The sequence below is a fragment of the Clostridium sp. AUH-JLR23 genome (genome assembly GCF_964238065.1).
GTDB classification, from domain to species: Bacteria; Bacillota_I; Bacilli_A; order Erysipelotrichales; family Coprobacillaceae; genus Allocoprobacillus; species Allocoprobacillus merdigallinarum.
Map to the genome: position 1 here is coordinate 1 of NZ_CAXSKY010000028.1, position 15,726 is coordinate 15,726.

At 30.6% G+C, this 15,726-nt stretch carries 16 protein-coding genes; 1 reads left to right on the forward strand and 15 read right to left on the reverse strand.

Features of this window, described 5'->3' with window-relative positions:
• Positions 1-103 precede the first annotated feature (103 nt).
• From ACESR5_RS11570 to ACESR5_RS11600, 7 genes are all read right to left on the reverse strand, one after another.
• Positions 104-1,312, reverse strand: coding sequence for an Nramp family divalent metal transporter (locus tag ACESR5_RS11570; protein WP_373155918.1), 1,209 nt, complete (start codon positions 1,310-1,312; stop codon positions 104-106).
• Complete coding sequence (locus ACESR5_RS11575; protein WP_087243603.1) at positions 1,312-1,722, reverse strand: peptide deformylase; 411 nt, start codon at positions 1,720-1,722, stop codon at positions 1,312-1,314. The genes ACESR5_RS11570 and ACESR5_RS11575 overlap by 1 nt, the downstream gene beginning before the upstream one ends.
• A gap of 61 nt (positions 1,723-1,783) precedes the next feature.
• The gene (locus ACESR5_RS11580) at positions 1,784-3,109 is read right to left on the reverse strand and encodes an MATE family efflux transporter (protein WP_168081156.1); all 1,326 of its coding nucleotides are present in this window, start codon (positions 3,107-3,109) and stop codon (positions 1,784-1,786) included.
• Between the two features lie 127 nt (positions 3,110-3,236).
• A complete protein-coding gene (locus ACESR5_RS11585; protein WP_373155921.1) occupies positions 3,237-4,439 on the reverse strand; it encodes an MFS transporter in 1,203 nt (400 codons plus the stop codon).
• 552 nt (positions 4,440-4,991) lie between these two features.
• Positions 4,992-5,537 carry a rubredoxin-like domain-containing protein gene (locus tag ACESR5_RS11590; protein ID WP_087245789.1) on the reverse strand — a complete coding sequence of 182 codons (546 nt, stop codon included), beginning with the start codon at positions 5,535-5,537 and terminating at the stop codon, positions 4,992-4,994.
• Between the two features lie 98 nt (positions 5,538-5,635).
• The gene (locus ACESR5_RS11595) at positions 5,636-6,511 is read right to left on the reverse strand and encodes a Cof-type HAD-IIB family hydrolase (RefSeq protein ID WP_373155923.1); all 876 of its coding nucleotides are present in this window, start codon (positions 6,509-6,511) and stop codon (positions 5,636-5,638) included.
• 114 nt (positions 6,512-6,625) lie between these two features.
• A complete protein-coding gene (locus ACESR5_RS11600) occupies positions 6,626-7,252 on the reverse strand; it encodes a hypothetical protein (protein WP_087245793.1) in 627 nt (208 codons plus the stop codon).
• A 164-nt stretch (positions 7,253-7,416) separates the two neighbouring features.
• Between ACESR5_RS11600 and ACESR5_RS11605 the strand changes: the two genes are divergently transcribed.
• A complete protein-coding gene (locus ACESR5_RS11605; RefSeq protein ID WP_373155926.1) occupies positions 7,417-7,962 on the forward strand; it encodes a VanZ family protein in 546 nt (181 codons plus the stop codon).
• Positions 7,963-7,979: 17 nt separating this feature from the next.
• Here the strand turns inward: ACESR5_RS11605 and ACESR5_RS11610 are convergent, their stop codons facing one another.
• The 8 genes from ACESR5_RS11610 to ACESR5_RS11645 all read right to left on the reverse strand — a co-directional run bounded on the left by ACESR5_RS11610 (position 7,980) and on the right by ACESR5_RS11645 (position 15,280).
• Positions 7,980-8,873, reverse strand: a complete 894-nt coding sequence (locus ACESR5_RS11610) for an ROK family protein (protein WP_373155929.1) — start codon at positions 8,871-8,873, stop codon at positions 7,980-7,982.
• A gap of 135 nt (positions 8,874-9,008) precedes the next feature.
• On the reverse strand, positions 9,009-9,788 hold the full coding sequence (locus tag ACESR5_RS11615; RefSeq protein WP_087245799.1) for a PHP domain-containing protein: 780 nt from the start codon (positions 9,786-9,788) through the stop codon (positions 9,009-9,011).
• 15 nt (positions 9,789-9,803) lie between these two features.
• Positions 9,804-10,628 (reverse strand): histidinol-phosphatase HisJ family protein, encoded by an 825-nt coding sequence (locus ACESR5_RS11620; protein WP_087298238.1) that lies wholly within the window; start codon positions 10,626-10,628, stop codon positions 9,804-9,806.
• Positions 10,629-10,708: 80 nt separating this feature from the next.
• Positions 10,709-11,728 (reverse strand): ABC transporter ATP-binding protein, encoded by a 1,020-nt coding sequence (locus tag ACESR5_RS11625; protein ID WP_087245803.1) that lies wholly within the window; start codon positions 11,726-11,728, stop codon positions 10,709-10,711.
• Positions 11,728-12,528 carry an ABC transporter permease gene (locus ACESR5_RS11630; RefSeq protein ID WP_087245805.1) on the reverse strand — a complete coding sequence of 267 codons (801 nt, stop codon included), beginning with the start codon at positions 12,526-12,528 and terminating at the stop codon, positions 11,728-11,730. The genes ACESR5_RS11625 and ACESR5_RS11630 overlap by 1 nt, the downstream gene beginning before the upstream one ends.
• A complete protein-coding gene (locus ACESR5_RS11635) occupies positions 12,525-13,373 on the reverse strand; it encodes an ABC transporter permease subunit (RefSeq protein ID WP_087245807.1) in 849 nt (282 codons plus the stop codon). The genes ACESR5_RS11630 and ACESR5_RS11635 overlap by 4 nt, the downstream gene beginning before the upstream one ends.
• Positions 13,351-14,190 (reverse strand): alkaline phosphatase family protein, encoded by an 840-nt coding sequence (locus ACESR5_RS11640; RefSeq protein ID WP_158094016.1) that lies wholly within the window; start codon positions 14,188-14,190, stop codon positions 13,351-13,353. Before ACESR5_RS11640 ends, ACESR5_RS11635 begins: the two co-directional genes overlap by 23 nt.
• Positions 14,180-15,280, reverse strand: a complete 1,101-nt coding sequence (locus ACESR5_RS11645) for an ABC transporter substrate-binding protein (RefSeq protein WP_087298240.1) — start codon at positions 15,278-15,280, stop codon at positions 14,180-14,182. The genes ACESR5_RS11640 and ACESR5_RS11645 overlap by 11 nt, the downstream gene beginning before the upstream one ends.
• Positions 15,281-15,726: the final 446 nt, after the last annotated feature.

Sequence of the window (15,726 nt, forward strand, 5' to 3'; positions counted from 1 at the left end):
TTTATCAATTTGCATAAAAAATAAAAAGAAGTGGTAGATTTAATAAAAAATTCTACCACTTTGTCAACAGCCTGAAACATGTTATAGAATTTATAACATGTTTTTAAATAATCTTGATAATATTTTGAATACATAAAACAATCGTAATGAACAATACCATAATACCAGCTAAGTTACTTAAAAGATGGTTGCGATATTGTCCAAGTTGGGGATGATTCATACAATACATCAAGAAAATAGCCATAATGGGTAAAATAATAGCATTGGCAACTTGGGCAATCAATATTAATTCAGTTGGTGTTGACTGATTAACAAGAATGAAAAACATTCCACATACAATAACTATAAACCAGATACTACGGAATTGTATAGACTTCATATCTTGATCAATTCCTAAAATACCACATGTGGCATACGCTGTTGCTAGTGGGGCAGTAATCGTTGAAGTCAACCCAGCTGCAAATAATCCAATACTAACTAAATAGCTTGCAAAATTTCCTAAGATTGGCTGCAATGCTAATGATAAATCGTTGGCACTTTCTATCTCAATACCTGCACAATTGGTTGCCGAAACAATCACAATACACATAGATACAATCCCACCTAATCCTATAGACAAAACAGTATCTAATCTGGCATCTTTGAGATCTTCTTTATGCTGCCAACGTTGGGCAGCACTTGAAGAATGTAAAAACAAATTATAAGGAACAACTGTTGTTCCAACAAGGCCAACGACACTTAACCAGTCTACATCATAAAAACTTGGTATAAAACCAGCAATGATTTGACTCCAATCTGGTTTTGATAAAAAAGTCGTTAAAATAAAAGTAAAAGCCATCACAAAAACCAAAGCTGTTAAAAACTTTTCAATATACTGATAACTTCCAGAAAACAATAAAATCATAGCAATAATTCCCATAACAATGGCAATTGATGAAATAGGGACATGAGGAAGCAATGTTGCTATACCCATAGCACCTCCTGTCATATTACCTGTTTCATAAGCAATATTCCCTACAAAGATAGCCATCACAACAATAACTGATACTATGGCTTTGATTGTGCGAGAAGAAATTTTCTCACGAATGTTTTCACCAAGTCCCATTTTTGTAACAATGCCTAATCTGGCTGCCATTTCCTGAAAAATAATTGTTGCAATTGTCGCAAATAATAACACCCACAATAAAGTATATCCATAACTTGCCCCTGTCGAAGAACAAACTGTGATTGTTCCTGGCCCAATAAAAGCAGCCACAACAATGGCTCCTGGTCCAATATTTTTTAATCTATGTAACCAGTTTTTCTTTTCCATTAGATTAAAATCCCCTGACAATGATCTATTTCATGTTGAATAATCTGGGCTGTTTGTTTATCAAAGGTTTTGATTTTTGGACGAAAGTCCTGATCTAAATATTTCACTTTTATTTTTTCATAACGTTTTGTTTCTTTCAAACCATCATGACATAGACATCCTTCCTGACAGGTATAGAGTGGTTTATGTGCCTGTATCATCTGCGGATTGATCAACACAAGATATTGTTTTCCATCATAGACAACGATAATATTTTTTAATTCACCTATCATATTAGCTGCTATGCCAACACAAGTTTCATGAGCCTGAATGGTATCTAATAAATCCTGAACAACAGGTAAATCTTCCTTTGTGGCATCTATTGATTTTTGTTGTAAAAAAAATTGATCTTTTACGATATCTTTGATCATATGATCGCCTCTTTTCTATTATCTTTATTTTATAAAAAAAATCTTCTCATCACAAGAAGATTTAAATAACTTTAAACTTTGTCCATTTTTTTGAACGAAAGCGAATATAAAAGATAATCCCTCTCATTGACCAGTCAAGACACATGGCTAAGGCAATACCAATGACTCCTAGGTTCAATCCTATCGCAAAGATCAATGAGAAAATTAATCTTCCTAAAACTGTTGAAGCAATGGAAACAACCATTGTATATTTGACATCACCAGCAGCACGGAGTCCATTTGATAATGGTCCTGAAAATGGAAAGGCAACAGTATTAAAAACATTATGAATGAAGACAAGGATAATAACCAATTGTCGTGTTTCTTCTGAAACCTGATAAAATTGCATAAAAATAGGTGTAATGATAAAGACAAGAACATTCCAGATAATAGATAACACAAGTGTTAATTTCATCAGTTTATAAAAATAATACTCTGCTTCTTCCACCTGATTGGCTCCCATGCACTGCCCAATCACAGTTATAAAGACTGGTCCCATCGCTGAGCCAATCAATGCCGCTAATGACCAAATACTTTGAGCAATTCCATTTGCTGCAATCTGATAAGTTCCAAATAAAGCGACAACACTGCTTAATGCAACTTTAACAAGCTGGAAAATACCGTTTTCAATTCCATTAGGAATCGCAATATTTAAAATTCTTTTTAACATAGGTCCATCCCATTTCAAAATCCATTCTTTACTGTAATGAGCAAAACGGCTTTTTGAAAAGCAAAGAACTGTAATCGCAACTGCTGAAAAAGTTCTGGCAATTAAAGAAGGATATGCAACACCAGCAACGCCTGCATCCAAAACAAAAACGCCAATTAGATTTCCAACCACATTAATAACATTGGAAATCAAAGAAATATACATCGTTGTACTGGTTTTTCCAATACTGCGATAAAGTGCAGCTCCAGCATTATAAATAGCCAAGGCTGGATAAGAATAGGCAGATATTCTTAAATAAGTTACACAAGCTTCCATAACAGAATTTTCAACTTTTCCAAATAAAAGCGTTAATAATGGACGATTAAATATCAATGTTATAATAGCTATAATAATAGAAAACACAGTAGAAAACATAAGCAACTGGCTGGATGACTTCACTGTATTTTTTTGATCTTCACAGCCAATATACTGACTGATGATAACAGCACCACCTGAGGCTAATGCTGTAAACAGATAAATAAAAATTGTATTAAACATATTGACCAAAGAAACACCAGATACAGCCGCCTCTCCCACAAAGCTGACAACAAAAGTATCTGCTATCCCTACTAGCATAACTAATAATTGTTCGAAAAAAAGTGGAACAATCATTTCTTTTAATGCACGATTTGAAAACATATCCCCACCATCCTTTGACTTTTCTATTATATAAAAGTCTTTTTTTAATGTCTAATACTTATAATCTATTCATTATAATGCTTAACAAGCATAAAAAAAGCATAGATTTCTCTATGCTCGTTATGATCTATTCAATAGAAGCTCTTTTCTTTTCAATAGACATGAAAACAATCAAAGCTCCAATAACAGATACAACAACACCAATCATTAATAAATCATGAACACCAATAGTATCCAATAAGATTCCACCTGCAAGGTTAGCAATAATACCACTGGCTGTAATTCCAACTGTAACCATAGATTGCCCTTTAACAAGATCTGGTTTAGAAATAACCTCATTAACATAATAAACACTAGCAGGGATAAAGATAGCATAAGCACCAATTTGTAAAACTTGTGCAACATAAACCATAAAGACGTTAGTTGCTAAAAAAGTTAATAAGTGTTTCAATCCAAAAATAATCACAGATATTTTTAATAATGTTGAACAATCTATTTTCTTACGCATAACATTAAACATAGCCATAGCTGGTAATTCAACAATTGCAGCAATAAATACAGCGATTCCCATTTGACTTTCAGTTCCACCAATAGGAGTAATGACTTGAATAAAGAAATTATTAATAATTGTATGTGTAAAGAAAACTAAAATAACACCCACAACAAAAATCATAAATTTTTTATATATTGAACAAAATTGAAAGAATGATAATTGTTCCTGTTTAACTTCTTCATGCTGATTCTCTTCACGATGTACAACATGTCTTTGATTCTTTGGTACAACATATGTATAGACAACGACAATTAATAAGATATTTCCAATAATATAGAATAATGGAATCATGCTTGTTCCAAAATCTTCTACAAGATAACCCAGCACAGCAGATGCAAGGGCATAGGCAGCACTTCCTAATCCTCTAGCTAATCCATAATTCACTTCAATACCATATTTTTCAAAAAGAAATGCTAATGAATTTAATAATGGTTGAATTGTCATCATACATGTGACAACTCCAACAAACACACATAATAATATTATTGTTGGTAATTTAAAGAAATACAGACCTAATGACAATATGACGGCTAAAGCTAATATCACAATAATTAATGGTTGTAATCTAATCACTTTTCTATCAGCTGCTGAGGCTGCCATAGGTTGCGTAAATACTGCAATAATACTAACCAATGCCAAAGTCGTTCCAATTAAAGAATTCGACACACCTCGATCTAATAGATATACAGATGCATATCCCATAAGAGCACTGTAGGATGCAAAGTAAAGAATTTGTGTTAAAGAATACTTAACATCTAAAATTCCATTTTTTTTCACATAATTTCCTCCCTTAATTTATAATTATTCGATAAGTATATTATATGATAGATTGAATTCAAATCACAAGCTAAATAACATATCTTGAAAAAAATTTTAAATAAGGGTTAAATAAGGGATTTTTTCATATAATAGTGTTTACCTGTTGCAGGATGTTCTTCCATACTGAAGATTTCCTGATAACCTCATTTCATATAAAAATCTGATGCCTGAAATTCATATGTATCTAGAAAACTATATTGACAGCCTCTCTCTTTCGCAACTGCCTCTGCTTTTCATAATACTTCTGTTCCCTTATTTTGTCTTCTTAATAAAGGTGAAATCCATAACCACCTTATAAAAAGCTAATCTCCATGGGTATATCCAATCAATCCTCCTACAATTTGATCATGTTCAACTAAGTAAACAGCTAAATCTTTTGAGTGAGCATGTTGAATTTTTGACGATTATATTCTCTTAATCCACTTTTAATAATACCTTTTGTAACTATCTCCATTGTATTTCTCAAAAAAAAAAGAAATCAGTAATGCTTAGCAATACTGATTTCTTTGCTTATTCTCCAAAATATCTTTTTAATAATCCAGCAAATGCTTTTCCATGTCTAGCTTCATCTCTAGCCATTTCATGAACTGTATCATGGATTGCATCTAAGTTAGCTTCTTTAGCACGTTTAGCTAAATCAACTTTACCAGCAGTTGCTCCATTTTCAGCTTCTACACGCATTTGAAGATTTTTCTTAGTAGAATCAGTCACAACTTCTCCTAATAATTCAGCAAATTTAGCTGCATGTTCTGCTTCTTCCCAAGCTGCTTTTTCATAATATAAACCAACTTCAGGATATCCTTCACGATGAGCTACACGAGCCATTGCTAAATACATACCAACTTCTGAACATTCACCTTCAAAGTTAGCACGTAAATCTTTAATAATATCTTCGCTAACACCTTGTGCTACACCAACAACATGTTCAGCAGCCCATGTCATTTCACCACTTTGTTCAACGAATTTATCAGCACCAACACCACAAACAGGGCATTTTTCTGGAGCTGCATCTCCTTCATAAACATAACCACAAACTGTACATACAAATTTTGCCATACTTTTTTTCCTCCTATTCAATATGGATTTATTTATCCATATTTATGATAATCAATTTTCCATTTTTCGTCAACTTTATTGCTTGAAATTTTTTAACTTTAAATCGCTAAAAGACCTAATTGTTGTAATTGTTCTAATCCTTCAAAAACAGCTCCTTCTTCATTTGTTAAAGTCAACAAATAATGAGCAGCATTCTTAGCTGATGAAGATGCATTTTGAGGTGCAAAAGAATATTGAAACATTTGTAACATATGTCGATCATTCTCTCCATCACCAAAAACAGCAACTTCATCATAAGCATATCCCTTTTTTGCAATAACTTTTTCTAATAACTTACCTTTATTACTCGTTGAACTCGTAATTTCAATATTATCTTCAAAAGATGATGAGATGTCCAATCCATCTATATTTAGTTGTTGTCTAACCCCTTGAATAGAGTAAGCATCCAGATGTCTAGCATCTATTTTTAAAACTTTAATATTCTTTTGAATGATCTCATGAGCATCCTTAGCATAATGAAAATCTCTTAAATATCCTTCTCTTGTTGTAAAAGTCTTTTTTGGTAATGAATCCTTATAATCTTTTGAAGCTAACAATAATTTATAGTGATAATCCCAAAAATCATCTGCATCTACAAAAGAATATTTCCCTTGATTTGTATGGATAGCTAATAAATAACCATATGATGATAAAATTGTAGATATCTTTTGAAATGCTTGATTATCCATTGGATAAATCTCATTGAATGTCTGTTGTTTATTACAGTATTGTGTTCCATTATTTAAAATCAAATCACAATCTAACTGATAACGCTCTAAAAAATCAATGACCATATTAATATCTCTACCAGTTGCTATAATAAACTCTATCCCATTTTCAATACATTTTTTTAATATCTGACAAGTTCGTTCCTCAATAGTATCATCTTTTTTTATTAATGTCCCATCTAAATCACATACAATGCATTTTATCATGTCTGATTCCTCCTAGTTTTATTATTATATCAACTTCATTGATGAAGAGAAATCTTTTTCTGGCATAGAAAAACTATTGAGAGCCTCAATAGTTTCTTTTATAGTTATGTTGTTTTATGCTTCTTTTTGTTCAATTGTAGAAATTAACCAATTCTCTCCATCTGGAACTAAAGTAAATCTTAATTGTGTATCAATAGCTTCAGCTTCATCTATCTTCTTTGTCATTGCTCCAAAGATTTCTGGTGCTAAATCAGCAAAAACTTTTTCCATCATCGCTTGTTGATCACCTGCTAGCTCACTTAATTCGTCTAAATGTTCCTGCTGATAATTATCAATAATAGTTGTTGTATCTGAATCAATATCTATATTATTGTAATCTTTCATTTTAATATCAGCAATAACCAAATAATTATCCCCATCTGCTTCTACACTATTAATTTCATATGAAGTCACATAATTGGCAAAAATATGATCAACAAACTTATTCGCTTCGTCTACAAATGTTTGACCATATGTTTCAACATCCATGTACTCTTCTAAACTTTCCATGATTGAAAGTAAATCATCAACGTCACTGTTATCATCAGTACATATTGTTGAAATCTTTTCAATATCTCCTGCTTTTAAATAATCAAAAAAGTTCTTCACTACAGTTTCCTGTTTTTCAGTTGACGTTCCTCCACAGGCAACAACGCCCATAATCATAAATAAACAAACCGCTAATTTTAATATTTTTTTCATAACCTTCACCTTCCTTTATGTAATAAATATATGTTCTTATATATTCAGTATATCATAAATATAATTAATTTCTTTATTTTTCAACATAATTTAACATAATTAACAATAAAATCAAATATTTATATTATATATGACTTCTCATTATATTTTTATGAGGTGATTTTTTGTTAATAACACAAAGAAACTGGACATCTGCCATCTGGATTCAATTTTTTATTGAAATTATTATTTTTATAGCTATTTATTATTATTTTATATATTTAAAGTATCAAAAACAAAAAGTCCTTTTTTATAGGACTTTACTCTATGTATATATCATCGGTATCTTATTTGTCACATTATTACCTTTAGATTTTCAATATGCCCAATTTGATCATTTTCATCATTTTACTGTTCACAATTTTACTTTTCCCTTTCGGGATGTCATTTATCATTATGGTGGTGCCATTACAAATGTTATTCTCAATACATTTATGTTTATACCTTTTGGATTCCTTGTCCCTTTGTCTTTTCAATATTCATTTATAAAAACAATGCTCATAGGATTGATGACAATTATAGGTATTGAATCATTACAGATGATATTTTCCTTATTTTGTATTGGATTTAGAACTTTTGATATTACTGACATTATCACAAATTTTATTGGTTTATGTTTAGGATATCTGATTTATTATATCGATAAAAAAAGACAATGCTTTGTGAAATGAACATTGTCTTTTCTTATCTATTGAAATGTTTGAATATGCTGATATAATGCTCCAATTAAATTGGCATCATTACGATAATGACAAGGAACAATTTCTGGCTTATAAACATCAAATCCTAAATGATCAAAAATATTATCAAAATGTTTATTAATTAACTCAATTAATAATGGTTGTGCACTTATACCTCCACCAATCGCAACTTTTTCACAATCAAAAATAATATGCACATTAAAGATTTGAGTAGCCACTTCTTTACAAAATTGACTAATACCTTCAATGACTTTCTCATTACCTTCATTAGCCATATCAAAGATTTCTATACCCGTATATTCCTGATTAGTTCCTAATAATTCCTGGACTCTTTCCAATAGTCCTTTAATACCATTACGTGTAGACCATGCATAGTCCCAACTAATACCATCTAAACAATTTGTTTTCACAAAAGAAAACTCTCCAGCACTAAAATGTCTTCCAGTATGCACTTTGTGATCTTTGATCAGACATCCTCCAATCCCTGTTCCTAAAATAACAACAGCTCCATCTTGTATATCCTGCAAATTCCCATATCCAATTTCTGCATTGGCTGCACATTTTGCATCATTACCAATCGTTATATTGATTGGACATCTTTCTTTTAAAATATCTACGATATTCATCTTATCAATATATCGTAATGCTCCACCTGTAAAAGCGTAACCTATTTCAGGATTGATAATACCTGGCATAGAAATAGCCATACCTTCAATACGATCTTTGTATTGATCATAAATGGTACCTATTGTTTCTACAAAATGATCCATTGTATCCATTGGTGTTGGGACACTAGATTTTTCTAAAATTGTTGAATCTTCCTGAATTAAAGCATATTTAATTGAACTTCCACCAACATCTAAAGCTAAATATGTTTTCATGATTAAATTCCTCCATACATTGTTCTTATATTTATTATAGGATTTTTATTGTAACAATGTAAATACTTTTATACATTTCTTATTATTGAATACAACATAGTTCCCATAACACATAATACAATGACAGAGTCATCATCATAATATTTCATGAATATCTTCTAAAAAATTAAAATCATAATCTTTTAAAAGATCCAAGCATATATCTATACGTTGATGTTCTAATAAAGTTGTAGGATGATGGGCATCATAACCAAAACAAACTTTATTTTCTTTTGTAACATGTTTAAAGAATTCTGGATGTGGATAAGGATATGCCAAACCATCTTGATAGTAGAGTTTCCCATATCTTAAACCATTTAAGTTAATTTCTAAAACAGCATGATATTTTTTAGCCGCTTCAACAATAATTTGTGATGCCTTGTCACATGCTGGTGTCCATTGTCTTCTTCCTAACATAAAGAAGTCTGGATGTGCTATATATCTTGTTAATCCTAGTTCCAAAGCACTTTGAATTTGATTTGCATACATCAAGACATCTTCATCATTATTAAAATAATCATAATTATATCCATCAAAATAGCGGAAATGCTGTCCAATAATCATGTAATCACAACATTCTTTCATTTTAAGTAAATAATCTTTTTGATCATCATAATATTCTATTTCAAAGCCTACTAATACTTCAATTTGATCTTTATATTTATCTTTTAATTGATACATCGTATGTAAATATTCTTGAACATCTCGATTATACATACGTTCAGCAGCTATTTCTACATGAGGATAGGCCATATGCTCACTAAATCCTATCGTTTTCATTCCAGCTTCTATCGCTGCCAGAATATATTGTTCATCTTTTCCAACAGCATGATGACAGCGTGTTGTATGCGTATGTAAATTAAAATTCTGTTCCATTATTTATCTCCATTTTTATAAAAATTCTTGAATATCTTTTTCTATAAATCCTTGATCTGTTAACACCATCATAGATGTAAAACCACAATCTTGAATCAATTCTAAAGATTCTTTATAATAACAATCTAACATTTCTTTTTGATGACAGTCACTATTAAGACAGATTTTCCCACCATGATCATGAATATATTTTAATAGTATATGATGTGGATAAGGTGTTTTTCTTTGTCCTCTGGCAATAGCACCTGTATTGACTTCAAAAATTTTCTTTTGACCAATAAGCATATCAATACATTCATATGCTAATTTTAAATATTCCTGATCATCAAAATCAATAAATTCTTCATTCTCATTAAACTTTGTAAGTAAATCAATATGTCCTACTATATCTACATCACTTCTATAAGCTATCTTTTTCACTTCTTCATAATAACTTTGAGCATAGCTTAAAAAATCCCCATAATAATCTACAATCTTATGCGTCACTTCCTGACTTTGATCAACAGCTAAATATTCTTCACCAGCTTTTACAAAATGAACACTTCCAATAATATAATCATATGGATTATTTTTTTCAAAGCTTTGTCCTAAAATATCTTCTTCAATACCTAAAAAAATATGTATCTGATCTTTATATTTTTCTTTGACTTCAAGGACATCTTGAATATATTTTTTAGTGTTATCATCAGTCATAGAGTAATCATCTATTTCTCGACAATTCCCATGTCCTGAAAAACCTAAAATCGTAAAACCTTTTTGAATAGCTTCTAAAGTCATGTCCTCGATTGTATTTTTGCCATCACAATAAAGTGAATGTGTGTGTAAATTTTGTTTTATCATATTTTATCATCCCTCTCCTATTATAATTCTTTTTCATTTCCTTTGATAGTCTAAAAAGACTGTCTTTAAACAGTCTTCATTTATTCTCTAATGGCTAGAATATTATGTGGCTCAATTCCAACATACACTTTTTGTCCTTCATCAAACAGTGTAAAACTTCTAAACAATGTTTCTGATTTTAAAATAACATCATGACAATTTAATGTATATCGTAAAACATTTCCTCTTGAAATATAGTGACTAACTTTTGCTTCAAAACTATAGACATTTTGATCTTGAATTGGTTCATTTTGAATAGAAATGGTTTCTGGTCTAATTGCATAATAATGATTATCAAAGTCTTGTTTTGGTAGCAATGTTTTTAATTGATGATTATCTAATATATTATAATGTCCTATAAATTCTGCCGCAAATTTAGAAACAGGGTGTGTATATAATTCTACAGGATTTCCACTTTGTTCAATGATTCCACCATTCATTAAATGAATTTTATCAGACATAATCATGGCTTCATCTTGATCATGTGTTACAAATATAGTTGTAATTTTTAACTCTTTTTGTACACGTTTGATTTTTTCCTGTAACTCACGTCTTAATTTTGCATCAATTGCACTTAATGGTTCATCTAATAATAGAACTTTTGGTTCCATAACGATTGCCCTTGCGATAGCTACACGTTGTTGTTGTCCACCAGATAATTGACTCGGATAACTTTTTTCTTTTCCTACCAAATCTACCATTTCAATAGCACGCTGTACTTTTTGAGCTATCTGATTTTTATCTACTTTTGCGATTTTTAAACCAAAGGCAATATTTTCTTCTACATTCATATTTTGAAATAATGAGTATTGTTGAAAAACCATCCCTATGCCACGTTTTTGAACTGGTACATCTGTAATATCTTTACCATCTAATATAATTCTCCCTGAATTAATCTGCTCTAATCCTGCTAAAGATCGTAATAATGTAGATTTTCCACAACCACTTGGTCCAAGTAATGTAACTAATTCACCTTTTTCTACATCTAAATGAATATTTTTTAAAACTTGATTTTCACCATCGTAGCTTTTGCATATATCTCTAAATTCAATGTATGCCATTAATTTTTCCCCCTCTTTGTGACTGCTTTATTTTGAATCATTAATGTTAATGTTGAAATGATAAATGTTGTAATAAAAAGAATAACGATAATTGCACTTGATAATTGTCCTGATTTTGACATTGTTTGATATAAATAAATACCTGCTGTTCTAAACGCACTTCCAGCAATCATATTAACAACGACGAAATCTGCAAATAACATTGTAAAAGCTAACATCATTGTTGAAATAATTCCATTTTTCATTTGTGGAATAATAATTGCAAAGAAGGCATGAAGTTGAGAGCATCCTAACACCTGTGCAGCTTCTACAACACATTTCACATTTAATGCGCCAATTGTATTTTTTAAACCTCTAAATGTATATGGTAATATAATGATACAGTAAGCTCCTACTAAAAGAAAAAGACGATTTGATAAAAAGCCGGGTTTACCTGAATATAGTGAAATTATACCTACTGCTAAAATAACACCTTGAATGGCATATGGAATATTACATAAAATTTCAATATACTTTTCTAATTTTGGCATATATAATGTTGTCACATAAAGAACTAATAATATAGCCAAACTACAAATACACACTGGCACAAAAGAAATAACTAAAGATCTTAATAATGAATTAATAAAAGCTCCATCTGTTAATATTTCTGAATAGAAGCTAAGAGTAAAACCAGTTGGTAAAATATCCATCCATGCTGTAAAAACAGAATATAAGAAAGTTAAAGCTAATGGTATAATTAAAAATGCTGCGATAATAAATAAAATACATCCATCCCATAATTGTGTTTTTAATTTCATTGGACACCACCTGATTTCTTTTGTAATTTATTTGTAATTAAAACTGAAATAACCATTAAAGCCATCATGACCAATGAAAGAGCACAACCAAATTCTTGATTTTGAACAACTTCACCAACAAATTGTTGAGAAATACGAATTGGTAATAGAGAAATATTATTACTCAACAATGCATATGCTGTTCCATAAGCCGCTAATGAGTTGGCAAATAAAACTGAAAATGTTCCTAATATACTTGGTAATAATGATGGTATTGCAACTTTAAACCAATAGTGAAAACTGTTTCCACCTAATAATCCTACAGCTTCTTTCCATTCTTTTCTTAATCCTGAAAAAATAGGAAGCATCAATAAAGTTCCTAATGGAATTTGGAAATAAATGTAAGTTAATAACAAACCATTAATTGTATATAGATCATAATTAGCCAAAAATTCTATTCCATAATTTTTTCCAATTAATGTTAATATACCAACATTTCCTAATAAAATCATAAAAGCAAAAGCTAATGGAACTCCAGCAAAATTACTTGTAATATTTAATACTGAAGTGAAAGCATTTCTTATTTTAGGACTGGCATTATGTGCTGCTTTTGCACCAATAAATGCAATAAATATACCAACAACAGCTGAAAAAATAGATATCCATAAACTGTTATAAATAGACTGTTGATATAGACGTGTACTAAAAATTTTAACAAAATGGTCTAGAGTAAAACCTCCACCACCTGTCTTTGAAAAACTTTCTATCACAATATTAATTAATGGTAATATTTCAAATAATAAGACAATGATAAAAAAGGGTAATAAAGCGAACAGATAAAATTTATAGTTCTTTTTTGCTTTCATGAATACGTTTCACCTCCAAAGGTTTCATTTTTTCAGTTGCTTGAATATCCAATAAATAACAAAGTAACGGCGCAAACTCTAATGTTGTGAGAACTTGTGAATGATACCCATTCACAATGCGTTGATCAATAATATATAATGCTGTGGTGCGTTGCTGATGACTATTACCACCATGATAACCATTTTCACTCATTCCATGATCTGCACCTACCACAACACTATACCCATCTTTAATCCATTGTGGAATATATGTTGAAAGGAGTTTATCATTTTGAATAACTGCTTGCGCGTATTCTTGTGAACCTGCACCATATTTATGGCCTGCATCGTCGATACCCATTGGATGTATAAACACAAAATCATATTGATCATGTGACATTAAACTTGATGATAATGCATATAAATGATTATCTGGATAAGTGTCTTCATAATAGAAAAAACCTTGGTCTATATAAGACTTTGGATCATGATGATAGACATCTTGAAACTTATTAAATGGTGCTGATAAATAGAGCTCACTAATCCAATAATATGCTAATGCTAGACTTTTTTTATGATTCTGTTTAAGTAATTCAAATATATGGATTTGATTAGATAATCGACATATATTATTATTTGTAATTCCATGTTCATATACTGGTAATCCAGTAAAAATTGTTTCGTACATAGGGCGTGAAGCGCTAGGTAATTCACCTAGCACTTCATATTTAGCCGCCTTTTTATGTTCACATAAATGTTCTAAATAACCTAAATGCTCTCTAGCATATTCACTCTGTAATCCATCTAATAAAACAAATACAACTTTATTATTGTGCATAAGCAACAACTTCCTCCTGCCAAGATGTTGATAAATCTGACACAGCTTGATCCCAAGCTTCCTGATCTTCAATAAAGCGTGCATTTTTATATTGTTCATCTGGTAAAAGCATTGCCTTTACATCTTCTGGTAATTCTACATCATCACGAATTGGACGCGCATAACCTTTAGCTAAATTAATCTGTCCCTCATCAGATAAAATATATTCCCTTGCTAATGCAGCAGCGTAAGGACGTTTTGTATAGGCATTAATAATTGTACAATATCCACTTTGAATAGCTCCATCTGTTGGTACTGATACTTCAAAATGAGCATTGGCATTATTTTCTAAGATTTGTGAACGATATCCTAATGAATTGTAATCCCATAAAACTGCAACTTCTATTTCACCTTTTTCTAAACGTGCAACACTTGTGTCTCCCATATCTAATCGATCTTCTTCAGCTAAAGTCTTGAAAAAGTCTAGACCTGGCTGTATATTGCTTTCACTACCACCAAAAGCGATAGCAGCACTTAATAATGCACTTTGTGCCTGAGTTGCTACTGAAACGTCTCCAATTGTTAATGTATAATCTCCATTTAAAACATCTTGCCAACTTTTTGGTGCTTGATCAACAAGATCAGTATTTGTAATAAATGTAATTGTACCATAGTATCCTATAATCCAATCACCATTATCATCTTTAGCCCAATCAGGAATTGAATCCCAATATGATGTTTTATAAGGTAAAGTTACACCTTGTTCTTCTGCAACTGGCCCAAATGATTGTCCAACATCACCGATGTCTTTTGTTGCATCACTTGCTTCATTTGCAAAAATAGCAAGTTCCTCTGCACTAGACATATCTGTATCCGTATGTTTAATTCCATATTCATCTTCAAGTTCTGTCCATGTTTCAACCCAGTTAGCCCATGTATCAGGCATTCCAACAGAATTGACTTCTCCATCTTCTTTTGCTTTTTCTGTAATTTCTTCAATTGTCATTGAATTTAAATCAACCTTTGCTTGTGTGCTTTCTTCAGCGCATCCTGTTAAAAATGTTGCTGCAACAAGAGCACTCATCCCCAATTTAAAAAATTTATTTTTCATTTTCATACTTCCTCCTTAGCGAGTAAAGTATAGCATTTATAAAATTCAGTTAAATATCTTCATTTTGTAAAGAATTGTAAAAATAAAAACACTATAACAAGTGTTTTGTAAATATTTTAAAAAGGAATTTAAATTCTATATTAACATTTATTAAGTTTTTAGATACTTTTGCTTTATATAAAAAGTTATAAAAATCACATATTTTTTCTATATAAGTATAACTTGAGTCTTTCAATTTATCATTTAAACTAATATAAATAAATATTATTTAAGTTGATCATCATTTTAATATTTGATGATTATCATTAAATATATCATAAAAAAGAACCACCAGATGAGACAAGGTAGTCCTCTTTCTGTATACAAAATAAAAAAAGAAAGGGAATAGAATGACTATTCCCTCACATGGACTGGCAGCGTGCTATTTTCGCAGTTGCCTACTATCT

Coding starts and splice junctions, on each gene's coding strand:
- ACESR5_RS11570 (WP_373155918.1), bottom strand. CDS start 1,312: ATGGAAAAGAAAAACTGGTTACATAGATTAAAAAATATTGGACCAGGA.
- ACESR5_RS11575 (WP_087243603.1), bottom strand. CDS start 1,722: ATGATCAAAGATATCGTAAAAGATCAATTTTTTTTACAACAAAAATCA.
- ACESR5_RS11580 (WP_168081156.1), bottom strand. CDS start 3,109: ATGTTTTCAAATCGTGCATTAAAAGAAATGATTGTTCCACTTTTTTTC.
- ACESR5_RS11590 (WP_087245789.1), bottom strand. CDS start 5,537: ATGGCAAAATTTGTATGTACAGTTTGTGGTTATGTTTATGAAGGAGAT.
- ACESR5_RS11595 (WP_373155923.1), bottom strand. CDS start 6,511: ATGATAAAATGCATTGTATGTGATTTAGATGGGACATTAATAAAAAAA.
- ACESR5_RS11600 (WP_087245793.1), bottom strand. CDS start 7,252: ATGAAAAAAATATTAAAATTAGCGGTTTGTTTATTTATGATTATGGGC.
- ACESR5_RS11610 (WP_373155929.1), bottom strand. CDS start 8,873: ATGAAAACATATTTAGCTTTAGATGTTGGTGGAAGTTCAATTAAATAT.
- ACESR5_RS11615 (WP_087245799.1), bottom strand. CDS start 9,788: ATGGAACAGAATTTTAATTTACATACGCATACAACACGCTGTCATCAT.
- ACESR5_RS11620 (WP_087298238.1), bottom strand. CDS start 10,628: ATGATAAAACAAAATTTACACACACATTCACTTTATTGTGATGGCAAA.
- ACESR5_RS11625 (WP_087245803.1), bottom strand. CDS start 11,728: ATGGCATACATTGAATTTAGAGATATATGCAAAAGCTACGATGGTGAA.
- ACESR5_RS11630 (WP_087245805.1), bottom strand. CDS start 12,528: ATGAAATTAAAAACACAATTATGGGATGGATGTATTTTATTTATTATC.
- ACESR5_RS11635 (WP_087245807.1), bottom strand. CDS start 13,373: ATGAAAGCAAAAAAGAACTATAAATTTTATCTGTTCGCTTTATTACCC.
- ACESR5_RS11640 (WP_158094016.1), bottom strand. CDS start 14,190: ATGCACAATAATAAAGTTGTATTTGTTTTATTAGATGGATTACAGAGT.
- ACESR5_RS11645 (WP_087298240.1), bottom strand. CDS start 15,280: ATGAAAAATAAATTTTTTAAATTGGGGATGAGTGCTCTTGTTGCAGCA.